Genomic DNA, 13,529 nt, shown 5'->3' on the forward strand with positions numbered 1-13,529 from the left:
CCGCAATCGTCCACGATCAGGCTGAAACGTCGTCCACGATCAGCTTGAAATGGCGTCCACGTTCGGCTGAAACGCCGTCTACGATCGGCTGAAACGAGCGTCTACGATGGGCTGAAATACGCACTCGACGGAAGCCAGGGCGCCTACCGCCGCCCGCAGGCGCAGTGTCTGCTGAAGGCCGGCAACGACTACCAGGCAGTCCTCGCGTGGCTCGCCTCCAAGCACGGGCTCACGCCGCAGCAGAATGCCGACCTGCAGGAGCGCCGGCGCGCGCGTCCGTCTCCGGTGACCCACAACCTCGACGGGCTGCAGACGCTCTCCACTACCCAGTGCGCCTACCGCAAGGAAGCCGAACGATTCCTGCTCTGGGCCATTGTCCAGAAGGGCAAGCCCCTGTCGTCCATGACGAACGAGGACTGCACCGAGTACCGCGACTTCCTCGCCGACCCGCAGCCGAGGAGCCGCTGGTGCGGCGAGCGGGCGCGCGAGCGCTGGTCGCCGCTCTGGCGGCCGTTCGAGGGGCCACTGGCGCCTTCGGCGCAGCGCCAGGCAATCACGATCCTCAAGAACCTCTACGGCTTCCTCGTGGACCAGAACTACCTCATGGGGAACCCGTGGTCCGCCGTGGTGGTGCCGCGGAGCTCGGCGCCGAAAGTCAACGCGGGGCGCAGCTTCTCCGTGGCGCAGTGGCGCTTCATCCAGGAGCAGCTCGAGCTGCTGCCCACGACCTCGGCGAACCGGCGCCTGGCGCTCGGCCTCAAGCTCCTCTATGCAACCGGGCTGCGGCTCTCGGAAGTGGTGGCGGCAAGGGTAGATGACCTGCGCTGGGTCGAGTACCCGGGTGACCGAGCCGACGCGGAGCCGCTGCAAGGCTGGATGCTGCGGGTCGTCGTGAAAGGAGAGAAGGAGCGGGAGGTGCCGGTGCCGGCCGAGCTGGTGGGCGAAATGCGGAGCTACCTGGTTAGCCGCGGGTTGCCTGCCGATCCGCAAGCAACCACGAAGGCTTACCTGCTCGGAAAAGCCAGCGACGCTTCGGAGCGCGCTCCGGGGCTGGCGCGGCTGATGAACGGCAAGGCGGGGGGGGGGGGCGGTCGCGGCGGGGACGTTCTACGCGCAGATCAAGCGGTTCTTCGGCGACTGCGCCCGGGTGCTGCAGACCCAGGGCCACGCCAAGGCGGCCGAGCGGTTCGCCCGGGCGAGCACGCACTGGCTGCGCCACTCGCACGCGAGCCATGCGATCGCGAGCGGCATGCCGATCGAGGTCGCGCAGCAGAATCTGGGGCACGCGTCCCTTGCGACGACGGCGATCTACGTGACCACGGAGGCGAAGCGACGGATGAGGGCGGTGGAGAGCTTTTGGGGAAAGGGGTCGAGCACGTGAGCACGCGCAAGGTAGTGGTTCGCAAGGGCGTGCCAACCGCCACCGTTGACGCTCAGTCAGCACCCGCCGAACATCTGCTTCCCGAGCTGCGCTCGTTGATCGAGGAGGCGCGGCGCACCGCCGCTGCGGCGGTGAACGCCTGCTTGACGCTGATGTACTGGCGGATCGGCCGGCGCATCCGCGTCGAGGTGCTCGGAGCAGGCCGCGCCGAGTACGGCGCCCAGATTGTCTCAACGCTGTCTAGACAATTGACAGCCGAATTCGGGCGCAGCTTCAGCGAGAAGAACCTGCGGCACATGCTCCGCTTCGCCGAGGCGTTCGAGGACGAGCAGATTGTCTCGCCGCTGGCGGAGAATTGGCGTGGAGCCATTTCCTTGCCCTGATCTACCTCAAAGACCCGCTCGCGCGCGAGTTCTACGCCGAGATGTGCCGTGTCGAAGGCTGGAGCGTACGCACGCTGCGTGAGCGGATCGGCTCGATGCTCTTCGAGAGGACGGCGTTGTCGCGCCAGCCCGAGGGTCTGATACGCCACGAGATCGACACGCTTCGAGCGAAGGGCATGGCCGAGCCGGCGCTCGTGCTGAAGGATCCGTACGTGCTCGATTTCCTCGGTCTTGAGGATCGCTACCTAGAAAGGGACCTCGAAGATGCGATCCTGCGCGACCTCGAAGGCTTTCTGCTGGAGCTCGGGGCCGGTTTCAGTTTCGTCGCACGCCAGAAGCGCATCCAGCTCGATAACGAAGACTTCTACATCGACCTGTTGTTCTACAACCGCAAGCTCAGGCGGCTTGTGGCGATCGAACTGAAGCTCGAAGAGTTTCGCGCCGAGTTCAAGGGTCAGATGGAGCTCTACCTTCGATGGCTCGAGCGCTACGAGAAGGAGCCAGGCGACGAGCCACCGCTAGGCATCATCCTCTGTGCCGGGAAGAAGCAGGAGCAGATTGAACTGCTCGAGCTTGGCAAGGCCGGAATTCACGTGGCGCAGTACCTGACCGTGCTGCCGCCCCGCGAAGTGTTCCAGCGGAAGATCCACCAAGCACTCGAGGCAGCGAGGTCACGTCTTTCGGCAGGCGATGGCACCGATTCGTTGAGCAGTGCGTAGCGGTTCTAAGCGCCTCGGAGGGCCGAGTGGCTCCTGCCTCGCCACGTATCGACGGTGCGCCTCGAGACTAAAACGCGTGACTCGCCGTCGAAAGGCGAGTGACCGCTCCGTCGAAAGCTGCCCGACGACTCATCGCTCAGCGGACGACCGCTTCGTCTATGGACTGTTGACCGGCTCGGGTCTCCCTCGGAGATCCGCGAATAGCACTGTTGATAATGACAGTTATCATCCATGCAGATCAGCCTGGGACGCCAAAGTCGGCTGATGTCGCACCCTCACGGTGGCGTTCTCGGCGGGGTAATGGACCTTTGTTTCACGGCGCTGGGTGGCGGCGCACAGGGGGCCATGACCGTGGATCAGAGGCAACCTCTCGCCGTAGAGCCGAAGTGGCGTAGATCGACGCGGAGTTGGCGCGCGCGGCGCTGACGGGCGAGGTTGCCGAGCTCGCCTGCGGCACAGGCTGGTGCGATCTAGCGAGTGGCTCAGCTGCAGTCGAGCACTACGGGGCCCCAGGCGCGTCCGCCCCCATCAGCGCCTCGATCAGGGGGCAACTGACGTTCTTCTTCGACGCGGAGCATTCGCAAACCAGCTTCTGGAGCGCGCTCTCAAGCGCTTGCAAAGTCTGGATTCGCTGTCGAACGTCGGCGAGCTTGTGCTCGCCGATTTCCCTTGCCGAAGCGCAAGCCTGGCCATCGTCGAGCAACAAGAGAGCTCGAACATCCTCAAGGGAAAAACCCAGCGACTGCGAGCGCTTGATGAACCTGAGCCGAGTGAGAGAGCTTGGCGGGTAACGACCAATTCCGCGTGACGGCCGGTCTGGTGCAGCCAGCAGTTCGCGCCTCCGGTAGTACCGGACCGTCTCAACATTGACCCCCGCCGCGCCCGCCAGCTGGCCAATAGTCATTCCTTGTGCCATGGGCTTGACTCCGTACTCGGGTACGTACCTAGACTACCCGAAATGCAAGCCTCAGAACGTTCAGCGTCGACCCGGTGGGCGACGCCCGGCTCCGTCCTTGCAGGCCTGGCTGCGGCGATCGGCGCTTCCGCATGCTGTGCCGGGCCGCTTGTGCTGGTCCTGCTCGGGGTAGGTGGCGCCTGGGGCTCGCGCCTGGTTGCGCTTGAGCCGCTGCAGCCCTACTTTGTCGCGGCAGCCCTGGTGTTCTTCGGCGTAGCCTCTTACCGTCTCTACCGCGGCTCTGAGCGCTGTGCGCCGGACGAGGTCTGCGCCATACCTGCGGTGCGTCGGCGCCAACGCGTCATCTTCTGGAGCGTGTCGGTGCTGGCGGCGGCGCTGATGTCGTTTCCCTTGTACGCACCGCTTTTCTACTGAAGGAGCCCTGATGAAAACGTCAAATGCCTTCGTACTGGCTGCCGTCCTGGCAGCGTCGTCCGCCTTTGCCGGCGATCCGCGCACCGCGACACTCGACGTCACGAACATGACCTGCGCGGCGTGCCCGATCACAGTCCGCAAGGCCTTGGAGAAGGTTCCCGGGGTGGACTCGGCAAAGGTCGACGCAAAGACACACCTTGCAGTGGTCACCTTCGATCCGGCGAAGACGACACCGCAAGTGCTCACCAAGGCCACGGCCGACGCCGGCTTCCCGTCTTCGGTCAAGCAGCTGCAGTGACATGAGCGAGGTCGTTCTTCGGTCGGCCATCACCTGCCCGGAGTGCGGGCACGTGAAGGCAGAAACGATGCCAACCGACGCGTGCCAATGGTTCTATGAGTGCGAAGGCTGCAAGACCCTGTTGCGGCCGCTCGCCGGTGACTGCTGCGTGTTCTGCTCCTACGGCACCCAGAAGTGTCCGCCAATTCAGGCCGACGCAACGTCCTGCTGCTCGGGCTGACGAGAGCACTCCGCCGTCGTCGCGAGCCAGCAGGCGACCCGGAACTGAGGCCATGGCTCGCCCATACGCCTCGTCGTGATCGGCGCCGGGACGGGATCGACGGCCGCCGTGGCGGTTGTTCGCCCGGCATCGTTGGGCGAGAAGGCGGCCGGGTAAACTCACCGCTCCCTTGGGGAGTAGCCGGCCTCTGCTCGTAGGAGGCGCCTGCGTCAACATACTCGGCTGCGGCCGTGGCGCTGGCAACCGGAAGGTTGGCGAGACCATCGGCACGCGGGCGCGATTATTTGGGCAGGTCGGCGTGTCGTTGCGACTCGCCCGGCGGACAGCTTCCCATGAACCCGCTCTCAATCGCAGCGCTTGCGCTGGCGATGTCTACCGATGCTTTTGCCGCCGCGGTCGGCAAGGGCGCTGCGCTCCAGAGGCCAAGGTGGCTCGAGGCGCTACGCACGGGCGCGATCTTCGGCGTCATCGAAGCGTTGACCCCCTCGTCGGCTGGCTTCTGGGATCGGTGGCTGCGAAATACGTGACAGCGTGGGATCACTGGATCGCTTTCGCGCTGCTCGGCGCCCTCGGCGCAAGAATGATCTGGGCCGGCTTCACACCTTCGGATCGTGATGATGAGACGAAGCCGCAGCGTCACTCGTTCTGGGTTCGGGCCGTGACGGGCTTTGCAACGAGCATCGATGCCATGGCGGTTGGTGTCGGCCTTGCGTTTATCGACGTCAACATTGCCTGGGTCGCGGCGGCGATCGGCTGCGCCACCTTCGGGATGGTCACCGCCGGCGTCATGCTCGGTCGAGTCCTGGGGGCGGTGGTCGGCCGGCGCGCCGAAATCGTCGGCGGAGCCCTCCTGATCGAAATCGGCATCGCAATCCTGGCAGAGCACTTGAGTGGCGCGCCGTAGGTGGGAGCTCGCGCTGGGCAGGCGCCGGTTCAGCTTGTCTTGCGCGGAAATGAGCGCCGCCACATCCCTGCGCGAAGGGCTGACCTCGTAGGGGCGTACTCCTCATCAGTGAGGATCGCTACGAGCGGGATGCGGGGCGCCAGCAATCAGCCGGGGCATGAAGGTCGGCTGGGCACAATGTCCTCGTATGAGAACGTTCCTGCTCTTCCTTGCTACGGCTTTGGCAGAGATCGTCGGCTGCTACCTGCCCTACCTGTGGCTCAAGCAAGGACGCCCGATCTGGTTGTTGATCCCCGCAGCCCTGAGCCTGGCGCTTTTCGCCTGGCTGCTAACGCTGCACGAGACGGCCGCAGGCCGCGTGTACGCCGCCTATGGCGGGGTCTACATCGGCGTCGCGCTGCTGTGGCTCTGGACGGTCGACGGCATCCGCCCGACTGCCTGGGACGCCGCAGGGGTCGTCGTGGCGCTCATCGGCATGAGCATCATCATGTTCCAGCCCCGCACTTGAGTTTCAACCGCAGCAGCTCGAGCTCGCCGCCTGTGGCGGCGTCACCATGTCCTTGAGGATCGAGCACTGAGCGGCGGGGCCACCTGCGCACATTTCCGAGCACGAGCGAGCAAAACGCGTGAGGCTGCGCTCGAGCGTGCGCAACTCGGCCATTTTCACGCGCACGGCCGCCAAGTGCGCCTGGGCGATCTTCAACGTTTCGAAGCAATCGCGCTCTTGGCTCTTCGACAGGGACACCAGCTCGCGCACCTGCTCTATCGGGAACCCGAAATCGCGACAGTGGCGGATGAAGGTGAGCAGCTCCTCTGAGTCAGCTTGGTAAACGCGATGCCCGCTCGGCCGGCGCTTGGCTGGCGGGATCAGCCCGATTTCTTCGTAGTAGCGGATCGTTGGCACGCTGCAGCCCGTCCGTTCGGCCAATGCCCCGATCGCCAGCTCGGCGCCGTTCTCAAGTTTTTGCATCGAAACCCCTTGCATCTCAAGTTACTTGAGGTTCTACAGTGAGTGTATCGGGGCGTCCCCATCTGTAAAAAGGCAAACGATGAACAAGAAGGTTCTTGGCGCAGCTGGCTTGGTAGCCGCGTGCGGCGTGTGCTGCGCCTTCCCACTGGCGCTGCCGCTGCTCGGTGGCTTGGCGGCTTCGGGTCTGGGTTTCGCGCTCGGCTGGCAAGGCGTCACGCTGGCAGCGACCGGCCTCGTGGTCGCCCCCGGTGTGTTTGCACTGCGCCGTCAGTCCCAGAAGGCCGCCTGTGCGCCGGCCGCACCTGAATTGGCAGGCTGCGGCTGCGGCAGCAGTTGCGCGTCGATGAAAGGCGGTGCCTCGTGAGCGCGCCTGTTGCCTGCAGCCTGCCGGGCCCTGCCATGCGCCAGCAGCTGGCAGCGATCGCCGACCTCGCGCAGCGTGAGCTGTTGTCTCACGAGCAGGACGGTCCCACGCTGCGGCTGCGCTACGCCAGCAACGCCGCAGACGAACTCGAAGCCTTGGTGGCGCGAGAGCGCGAGTGCTGCGCTTTTCTCGACTTCGATGTGGTGCGCCGTCCCGATGCGGTTCACCTGGTGATCACGACGCCGCGCGAAATGGGCGAATTCGCGTCCGTGCTCACCGAGCAATTCCGTGGGAAGGTAGCCCCACAACTCGGCTGTAGCACGACTTGCGGCTGCGGAGGCGCCCCATGAAGCGCCGCCTGTTCCTGCTTGCCGGGCCAGCGCTCGCCGGCGCCGTCAGTGCCAAGGCACCAAAGGCTGCAGCGCGCGTTGGCGAGCTGGCACCAGCCTTCAGCGTCGCCGACGCCCGCGGCCAACTGCGCAACCTGGAGGAGTTCAAAGGAAGGCCGGTGGTGCTCGAATGGAGCAGCCCATCGTGTCCCTTCGCTGCGGCGCAGTACGCGAGCGGCCGCATGCCAGATCTGCAGCGTTGGTCGAGGGACAAGGGCGCCGCGTGGCTGACGGTCCTGTCCAGCCATCCGTCACGGTCTGACTACCTGACCGGGGATAAGGCGCAGGCCTTCAACGCCAAGCGGGGCGGCGCACCTACAGCGCTGCTGATCGATGGCAACGGCGCCGTCGGTCGCAGCTATGGCGCCCTGACCGCAAACCACATGTTCGTCATCGCGGCCGATGGCCGCTTGGCTTATGCCGGCGGGATCGACGACAGCGAGTCAGGCGAAGCTGCGGTGGTGAGGCGATCGCGCAATCACGTGCGTGCAGCGCTGGACGAACTTTTCGCCGGTCGCCCCGTCAAGACGCCCGCGACGCCTCCTTTCGGGTGCGCCTTGGCTTACGCGGGTTGATAGCCGATCGCCCCTCAAAGTCTGGAGCTCGTTACGTCGACACCCATGAAAGAAAAGACCGCCAGTTGCGAGCTTGGCCGAGTTCGAACGGTCCTAAGGTCAGGTTCCGATCCGCCCGCCGTCGTTCTTCGTGATCATGACCGTCGCCGAACGGGGTCGCGCGAGCGCACCGCCGGCACCGTAACCGCCGTTGCCAGGCCAGTGGCTCACATAGCGGCTCGGATTGCTGATGTCTGACACCGGGGTGTCGTCGCCCGGGTGCTGCACGTTGATGAACATGACCTTGCCGTCAGGCGTCTCGCACATCCCCGTGATCTCGTTGCCGGCGGGTCCGACAAAAAGGCGCTTGAGCGTGCCTTCGATAGCCTTCTTGCCCATCCTGGTGGTGACCGACGTGGTGCCGTAGTTCAGCGTCACGTTTCCGCCGTCTCCGAGCTGGCCGGGCAGGCCGGCGAGCATCATGCAGTTGGTCGTGTCCGTGTAGGCGCCGTCGTCGGTCTGGATCCAGCACAGCCCCGTGCTCGCGCTGAACACGAGCCCGTCCGGGCTCGAGAAGTCCTGATCGTCCGTCAGGCCCGAAAGGTTGATGAGGGTCGGCGAAGCGCCCGATTCAGCGCCGAACAGGTAGACGTCCCACTGGAAGCTCGTTGCCGTCGGCTCGCCCCCGGTCTCCCGCAAGCGAACGATGTGGCCGTTGACGTTGCCTTGCTGCGTCGAGCTGGCCCCGCGAATGTCGCTGTACGCCCGCGGGTTCGCCGGGTTCAGCGGCAGCTGCGATCCGGTCGGCGCCAAGCGTCGGTTGCTGTTGTTGGTCATCGTGAAGTAGATCTCGCCGTTGGTGGGATGCACCCCGCACCATTCCGGCCGATCCATCTTCGTCGCGCCAACCGCATCGCCCGCCAGGCGCGAGTGCAGCGCCACGTCCCCGTTGTCGGCGAACGCATAACCGGCATAGCTCGCCACCGTAGGGTTGGCCATGCTCAGCTCGACCCAGTCGCCGCTGCCATCGTCGTTGAAGCGCGCCACGTAGAGCCTGCCGGCGTCCAGATACTTGTCGCCAACGGCCACGCGGTTGGCTGCCGTCGCGTCAGCGGCGGACCAGTTCGCGCTCGAGACGAACTTGTAGACGTACTCGCCCTGCGCGTCGTCGCCCATGTAGACGGCCAGGGGCTTGCCCGCCACGGGCTTCGAGAAGGCGGCGCTCTCATGCGCCATGCGGCCCAGAGCGGTGCGCTTCTTGATCACCGAGGTTGCGCGGTAGGGGTCGATCTCGACGATGTAGCCTTGCCCGTTGATCTCGTTGCGGTAGTCGTCGCTGCCGTCGACCGAGCTGCCGGTGACGCTGGTGTCCCAGCGCTGGTACTTGTCGCTCGGCCCCGAGGTTTCCCAGCCGTAGCGGCTCGCCGCGCCCGCGGTGGCCGTGACGCTGCGGCCGTAGCGGGTGAGGGCGGTGTTGACCTTCGCGGTGCGGCGCGCCTGGTCGTTGGCGGCACGGTAGAAGTACCCCGACCAGTTTTCTTCGCCGGTCAGCAGCGTCCCCCAGGGCGTCTTGCCGGTGCCGCAGTTGTTGATCGTGCCGCGGGTCTTGGTTGCGCTCGGCGAGAACTTCGTCACCAGGAGCGGGTGCCCACGCGCTGGACCGGAAATCTCAATCTCTGTCAGGCCGGTGACGCGACGGTTGAAGGACGAGTTCTGCACGTAGGCGAACTTGCCGGCGGTCTTGGCGAACTCGACGATCGCCACCCCGTGGCAGTCGACCTCGATGTCGGTCTCGCTCGCGGGGCGAGGGCGTGCTGCAGGGCCTGCCACGTGCAGGAACTGCTGCGTGATGTACTCGTGGTTGATCCCGAGCAGCGCACGATCGTTGTTCAGCGGATCGGGCGTGCCGGCGGCCGACAGGCCGAAGTACTCCATGCCGTCGTGGCAATCGCCGCTGCGCCGGTCGTAACCCGTGTCGGTGCCGTCGTTGCGGTAAGCCGGCACGCCAGCGAACAGCGGATCGCCGGTCGCGAACACGGTCGCCGCCGTGTATCCAGCGGGCACGGTCGACGCGTCGGCCAGGGTCTTCGCAACAGCTGTGAAGCCGAGCAGCGTTTCGATCGCGCCAGGCGCAGGCGCCGGCTCGTCGCTGCCGCCACCGCCGCAAGCGGCCAAGGAAAGGCCACCGAACGCCGCTGTCAGCGCGGTGCCAAGGCTGCCGCGCAAGATGTTGCGACGGCTCAGCCGCGCGTTCAGCACGGCATCGAATGTGGGGTTGGAGGACGTGTTCGAGTCTTCGAAGTCGTAGTCGGCAAGGGGCAGGTCAACGGGCTTGTTCAAGGTAGATCTCGCTGATGAAAACCGGCGCACGGTACGTCAGCTGTGACGACATTTTGATGACAATCAAACATTTGCAATAATGTCGGAATATGGAAGAGAATGAAGTCATCAGGTCGCTATCCGCCTTGGCTCAGCCGGTGCGTCTGCGGTTGTTCCGGGCTCTCGTGGTGGCCGGCCACGAGGGGCTGACGCCTGGCGTCTTGGCCGAGCAGCTCGAGGTGCCCGCCGCCAGCATTTCCTTCCACCTGAAGGAGCTGAGCTATGCGGGGCTCATCTCGCAACAGCGCAACGGCCGCTTCCTCATCTATCGAGCCTGCTTTGACCGCATGAACGGACTGCTTGCCTACCTCACGGACCACTGCTGCCAAGGCAACGCCTGCCTGGCCGTCGACGAAGCATCCTGCCACGGTCAAGTGACGACCCCAGCCCTTGAGCCCCTCTAGCCGTACTGCCATGGCCCAGACCACCTACAACGTGCTGTTCATCTGCACCGCGAACTCGGCTCGATCGATCCTCGCCGAGGGGCTCATGAACCATTTCGGTCGTGGCGCCTTCAAGGGGTACTCGGCTGGCAGCCATCCAAGCGGCATCGTCAATCCGCTGGCCCTTGAGCAGCTGCGCATCCTGAAGCTCCCGACCGAGGGCTATCGCAGCAAAGGATGGGAGGAGTTCGCGGCGCCCGACGCACCACCGCTCGACTTCGTTTTCACGGTCTGCGACAACGCGGCTGGTCAGATTTGTCCAGTCTGGCCGGGGCAGCCGATGACGGCTCATTGGGGCGTTCCGGACCCTGCGGCGGTGCAAGGCAGCGACGAACAGAAGCAAGCCGCGTTCAAGGAAGCCACGCTGCTGCTGACGCGCCGCATTCAGCTGATGCTGTCTTTGCCGCTCGAAAAGCTAGATTCGCTTTCGCTTCAGCACGAGCTGCGCCAGATCGGCAAGCAGTAGCCCAGACGCCCTATGCCCATCAACGTCCTGATCCTGTGCACCCACAACTCCGCTCGAAGCCTCTTGGCCGAGGCGATGCTCAACCACTGGGCGGCTAAGCTCGGCAAGGACGTTCGTGCCTACAGCGCAGGAAGCGCACCGAGCGGGCGTCCTAACCCGCGTGCGCTCGATGTGCTGGAAGGTGCGGGCATCAGCACTTCAGGGTATCGCAGCAAGAGTTGGGACGAGTTTGCGAGCGCCGATGCGCCGCAGATGCGCGTCGTGATCACCGTCTGCGACAGCGCGGCGGCCGAAACATGCCCCTACTGGCCGGGAAGCCCGGTCCAGGTTCATTGGGGATACCCAGACCCTTCCAACGCTCCTGAGCCCGAGAAAAAGGCCGCGTTCGAGCTAACCCGCCAAGCGATCGGCTATCGGATGTTGCAGCTGCTGCAGCTGCCGCTCGATTTGCTCAGCGATGCGGAGCTGCGTAAGGCGCTCGAAACAATCTCCCAGAACTGACCAATGAACACCTCACAACTTGCACGCAACATCGCACCGCAGAGCGCGCCGGGCATCGGCTTCTTCGAGCGCTACCTCACGATCTGGGTTGCTCTCTGCATCGGCGCCGGCGTCCTGCTTGGGCAGCTCATGCCCGATTTCTTCCGCGCTGTAGGCAGCTGGGAAGTAGCCAAGGTCAACATTCCGGTCGGCGTGCTTATCTGGGTGATGATCATCCCGATGCTGCTGAAGATCGACTTTGCGGCGCTCGGGCAGGTCAAGGCGCACGTCAGGGGCATCGGCGTCACGCTCTTCATCAACTGGGCCGTCAAGCCGTTCTCGATGGCGCTGCTCGGGTGGATCTTCATCCGTCATGTGTTCGCGCCCTGGCTGCCGCAGGACCAGCTCGACAGCTACGTCGCAGGCCTCATCCTGCTGGCAGCCGCGCCGTGCACCGCGATGGTCTTCGTATGGAGCCAGCTCTGCCGCGGTGATCCGTACTTCACGCTCTCGCAGGTGGCACTCAACGACGCGATCATGGTGGTCGCCTTCGCGCCGATCGTCGCGCTGCTGCTGGGGCTGTCATCGATCACGGTCCCGTGGGACACGCTGTTGACGTCGGTCGGCCTCTACATCGTCGTTCCGGTGCTGATCGCGCAGGTCTGGCGCAAGACGTTGTTGAAGCAAGGCACGAGCCGCTTCCAGAGCGTAGTGGCCAAGCTCGGTCCGATCTCGATCGCGGCGCTGCTGCTGACGCTGGTGCTGCTGTTCGCATTTCAAGGTGAAGCCATCCTCGATCAGCCGCTGGTCATCGCGATCCTCGCCGTTCCCATCCTGATCCAGGTCGTCTTCAACTCGGGTCTGGCCTACTGGCTCAACCGAAAAATGGGCGTTCAGCACTGCGTCGCGGGTCCCTCGGCGCTCATCGGCGCCAGCAACTTCTTCGAGCTCGCCGTCGCTGCGGCGATCAGCCTGTTCGGCTTCAAATCAGGGGCCGCGCTCGCAACGGTTGTGGGCGTCCTGATCGAGGTGCCCGTGATGCTTGCGGTGGTTGCCGTCGTGAACCGCACGCAGGGCTGGTACGAACGAGGGTTGCAGGAGTCACGCACATGAGCGTCGTCACGATCTATCACAACCCCGACTGCGGAACCTCGCGCAACACGCTGGCGCTGCTGCGCCACGTCGGCATCGAACCCACGGTCGTCGAGTACCTGAAAACGCCGCCTTCGAAAGAGAAGCTGCGGGAACTGCTCGGGGCCATGGGTCTGTCGGCGCGCGAGCTGCTGCGCCAGAAGGGGACGCCGTACGCTGAGCTCAAGCTCGACGATCCCAAGTGGAGCGACGACGAGCTGCTCGATGCGATGCTGCGCGACCCGATTCTCATCAACCGGCCGATCGTGGTGACGCCCTTGGGCACCAAGCTCTGCCGACCATCCGAAGCCGTGCTGGAGATCCTGCCGACGGACCAGGTCAGCCCGTTCACGAAGGAAGATGGCGAGGTCGTCGAAGACAACGGGCAGCGCCGTGTTTGAGGATCCGCCGACGTTTCCGGCGCTGCAGCCTGAGCTGTTCGACGCGCCCACGCAGGAGCGTCTGTCGGCTGCCTCACCGTCGCAGCACCCACCGCGCTTCCTGATGCTCTATGGCTCGGTGCGCGAGCGCTCCTATAGCCGCTTGCTGACCTATGAGGCCGCGCGCCTGCTGCAAGCAATGGGCGGCGAGGTTCGCGTGTTCGACCCCACAGGCTTGCCGCTGCCCGACGGCGCTCCGGAAACGCACCCGAAGGTCGTCGAGCTGCGCCAGCTCGCTCAGTGGGCAGAGGGCATGGTCTGGTGCTCTCCGGAGCGGCATGGCGCAATGACCGGGATCATGAAGGCGCAGATCGACTGGATCCCGCTTGCGATGGGCGCGGTGCGGCCGACGCAGGGGAAGACGCTCGCGGTGATGCAGGTCTCGGGCGGCTCGCAGTCCTTCAACGCCGTCAATCAGCTGCGCGTGCTTGGGCGGTGGATGCGGATGGTGACGGTCCCGAACCAGTCGTCCGTCGCGAAGGCTTTCCTCGAGTTCACGGAGGAGGGGCGCATGAAGCCATCGGCCTACTACGACCGCGTCGTCGACGTCATGGAAGAGCTGTTCAAGTTCACTCTGGTGACGCGCGACGTCACCCCGTACCTGGTCGACCGCTACAGCGAGCGCAAGGAATCGGCCGCGGAGCTGTCCAAGCGCGTCAACCAGCGTGCTATTTGAAG

17 protein-coding genes, 2 pseudogenes and 1 riboswitch are annotated in these 13,529 nt (G+C 65.0%); of the genes and pseudogenes, 16 read left to right on the plus strand and 3 right to left on the minus strand.

All coding sequences use genetic code 11. The features are described from left to right. Window positions 1-1,062 precede the first annotated feature (1,062 nt). A pseudogene (locus HQN59_RS27130) lies at window positions 1,063-1,814 on the plus strand (DUF1016 N-terminal domain-containing protein); the annotation flags it as partial. A gap of 126 nt (window positions 1,815-1,940) precedes the next feature. Then, the gene (locus HQN59_RS26960; protein ID WP_342451308.1) at window positions 1,941-2,483 is read left to right on the plus strand and encodes a PDDEXK nuclease domain-containing protein; all 543 of its coding nucleotides are present in this window, start codon (window positions 1,941-1,943) and stop codon (window positions 2,481-2,483) included. A gap of 499 nt (window positions 2,484-2,982) precedes the next feature. On the opposite strand, the gene HQN59_RS24350 is transcribed toward HQN59_RS26960, so the two are convergent. Continuing rightward, window positions 2,983-3,399 (minus strand): MerR family transcriptional regulator, encoded by a 417-nt coding sequence (locus tag HQN59_RS24350; RefSeq protein ID WP_176071745.1) that lies wholly within the window; start codon window positions 3,397-3,399, stop codon window positions 2,983-2,985. Between the two features lie 42 nt (window positions 3,400-3,441). On the opposite strand from HQN59_RS24350, the gene HQN59_RS24355 reads away from it, so the two are divergent. From HQN59_RS24355 to HQN59_RS24375, 5 genes and pseudogenes are all read left to right on the plus strand, one after another. Beyond that, window positions 3,442-3,813, plus strand: coding sequence for a mercuric transporter MerT family protein (locus tag HQN59_RS24355; protein ID WP_176071746.1), 372 nt, complete (start codon window positions 3,442-3,444; stop codon window positions 3,811-3,813). A 10-nt stretch (window positions 3,814-3,823) separates the two neighbouring features. Then, the gene (gene merP / locus HQN59_RS24360) at window positions 3,824-4,111 is read left to right on the plus strand and encodes a mercury resistance system periplasmic binding protein MerP (RefSeq protein WP_176071747.1); all 288 of its coding nucleotides are present in this window, start codon (window positions 3,824-3,826) and stop codon (window positions 4,109-4,111) included. 1 nt (window position 4,112) lies between these two features. After that, entirely contained in the window at window positions 4,113-4,331 is a 219-nt protein-coding gene (locus tag HQN59_RS24365) for a GDCCVxC domain-containing (seleno)protein (protein WP_176071748.1), read from the plus strand. A gap of 164 nt (window positions 4,332-4,495) precedes the next feature. Next, window positions 4,496-4,660, plus strand: a riboswitch (yybP-ykoY riboswitch). 3 nt (window positions 4,661-4,663) lie between these two features. After that, window positions 4,664-5,235 (plus strand): annotated as a pseudogene (mntP, locus tag HQN59_RS24370) (manganese efflux pump MntP). Window positions 5,236-5,422: 187 nt separating this feature from the next. Then, the gene (locus tag HQN59_RS24375; RefSeq protein ID WP_176071749.1) at window positions 5,423-5,743 is read left to right on the plus strand and encodes a YnfA family protein; all 321 of its coding nucleotides are present in this window, start codon (window positions 5,423-5,425) and stop codon (window positions 5,741-5,743) included. A 3-nt stretch (window positions 5,744-5,746) separates the two neighbouring features. On the opposite strand, the gene HQN59_RS24380 is transcribed toward HQN59_RS24375, so the two are convergent. Next, the gene (locus tag HQN59_RS24380) at window positions 5,747-6,205 is read right to left on the minus strand and encodes a MerR family transcriptional regulator (protein WP_176071750.1); all 459 of its coding nucleotides are present in this window, start codon (window positions 6,203-6,205) and stop codon (window positions 5,747-5,749) included. Between the two features lie 79 nt (window positions 6,206-6,284). Between HQN59_RS24380 and HQN59_RS24385 the strand changes: the two genes are divergently transcribed. From HQN59_RS24385 to HQN59_RS24395, 3 genes are read left to right on the plus strand one after another with little or no spacing between them, the layout of a single operon-like run. Beyond that, on the plus strand, window positions 6,285-6,569 hold the full coding sequence (locus HQN59_RS24385; RefSeq protein ID WP_176071751.1) for a hypothetical protein: 285 nt from the start codon (window positions 6,285-6,287) through the stop codon (window positions 6,567-6,569). Further along, window positions 6,566-6,919 carry a hypothetical protein gene (locus HQN59_RS24390; protein ID WP_176071752.1) on the plus strand — a complete coding sequence of 118 codons (354 nt, stop codon included), beginning with the start codon at window positions 6,566-6,568 and terminating at the stop codon, window positions 6,917-6,919. The genes HQN59_RS24385 and HQN59_RS24390 overlap by 4 nt, the downstream gene beginning before the upstream one ends. Next, window positions 6,916-7,533 (plus strand): redoxin domain-containing protein, encoded by a 618-nt coding sequence (locus tag HQN59_RS24395; RefSeq protein WP_176071753.1) that lies wholly within the window; start codon window positions 6,916-6,918, stop codon window positions 7,531-7,533. Before HQN59_RS24390 ends, HQN59_RS24395 begins: the two co-directional genes overlap by 4 nt. A 99-nt stretch (window positions 7,534-7,632) precedes the next feature. On the opposite strand, the gene HQN59_RS24400 is transcribed toward HQN59_RS24395, so the two are convergent. After that, on the minus strand, window positions 7,633-9,852 hold the full coding sequence (locus HQN59_RS24400; RefSeq protein WP_176071754.1) for a PhoX family protein: 2,220 nt from the start codon (window positions 9,850-9,852) through the stop codon (window positions 7,633-7,635). Window positions 9,853-9,941: 89 nt separating this feature from the next. Between HQN59_RS24400 and HQN59_RS24405 the strand changes: the two genes are divergently transcribed. Genes HQN59_RS24405 through arsH form a run of 6 tightly spaced genes read left to right on the plus strand, consistent with a single transcriptional unit; the run spans window position 9,942 to window position 13,527 of the window. Continuing rightward, window positions 9,942-10,295 carry an ArsR/SmtB family transcription factor gene (locus HQN59_RS24405; RefSeq protein ID WP_176071755.1) on the plus strand — a complete coding sequence of 118 codons (354 nt, stop codon included), beginning with the start codon at window positions 9,942-9,944 and terminating at the stop codon, window positions 10,293-10,295. Between the two features lie 10 nt (window positions 10,296-10,305). Next, window positions 10,306-10,800 carry an arsenate reductase ArsC gene (locus HQN59_RS24410; RefSeq protein WP_176071756.1) on the plus strand — a complete coding sequence of 165 codons (495 nt, stop codon included), beginning with the start codon at window positions 10,306-10,308 and terminating at the stop codon, window positions 10,798-10,800. Window positions 10,801-10,812: 12 nt separating this feature from the next. Then, window positions 10,813-11,301 (plus strand): arsenate reductase ArsC, encoded by a 489-nt coding sequence (locus HQN59_RS24415; protein ID WP_176071757.1) that lies wholly within the window; start codon window positions 10,813-10,815, stop codon window positions 11,299-11,301. 3 nt (window positions 11,302-11,304) lie between these two features. Next, on the plus strand, window positions 11,305-12,393 hold the full coding sequence (arsB, locus tag HQN59_RS24420) for an ACR3 family arsenite efflux transporter (RefSeq protein ID WP_176071758.1): 1,089 nt from the start codon (window positions 11,305-11,307) through the stop codon (window positions 12,391-12,393). Beyond that, window positions 12,390-12,812 carry an arsenate reductase (glutaredoxin) gene (gene arsC / locus HQN59_RS24425; RefSeq protein WP_176071759.1) on the plus strand — a complete coding sequence of 141 codons (423 nt, stop codon included), beginning with the start codon at window positions 12,390-12,392 and terminating at the stop codon, window positions 12,810-12,812. Before arsB ends, arsC begins: the two co-directional genes overlap by 4 nt. Then, window positions 12,772-13,527: an arsenical resistance protein ArsH gene (gene arsH, locus HQN59_RS24430; RefSeq protein WP_176071760.1), complete on the plus strand. Its 756-nt coding sequence runs from the start codon at window positions 12,772-12,774 to the stop codon at window positions 13,525-13,527. Before arsC ends, arsH begins: the two co-directional genes overlap by 41 nt. The last annotated feature ends 2 nt before the right edge of the window (window positions 13,528-13,529 follow it).

Origin of the sequence: Rhizobacter koreensis (assembly GCF_013366375.1) — a bacterium.
Classification (GTDB): Bacteria; Pseudomonadota; Gammaproteobacteria; order Burkholderiales; family Burkholderiaceae_C; genus Schlegelella_A; species Schlegelella_A koreensis.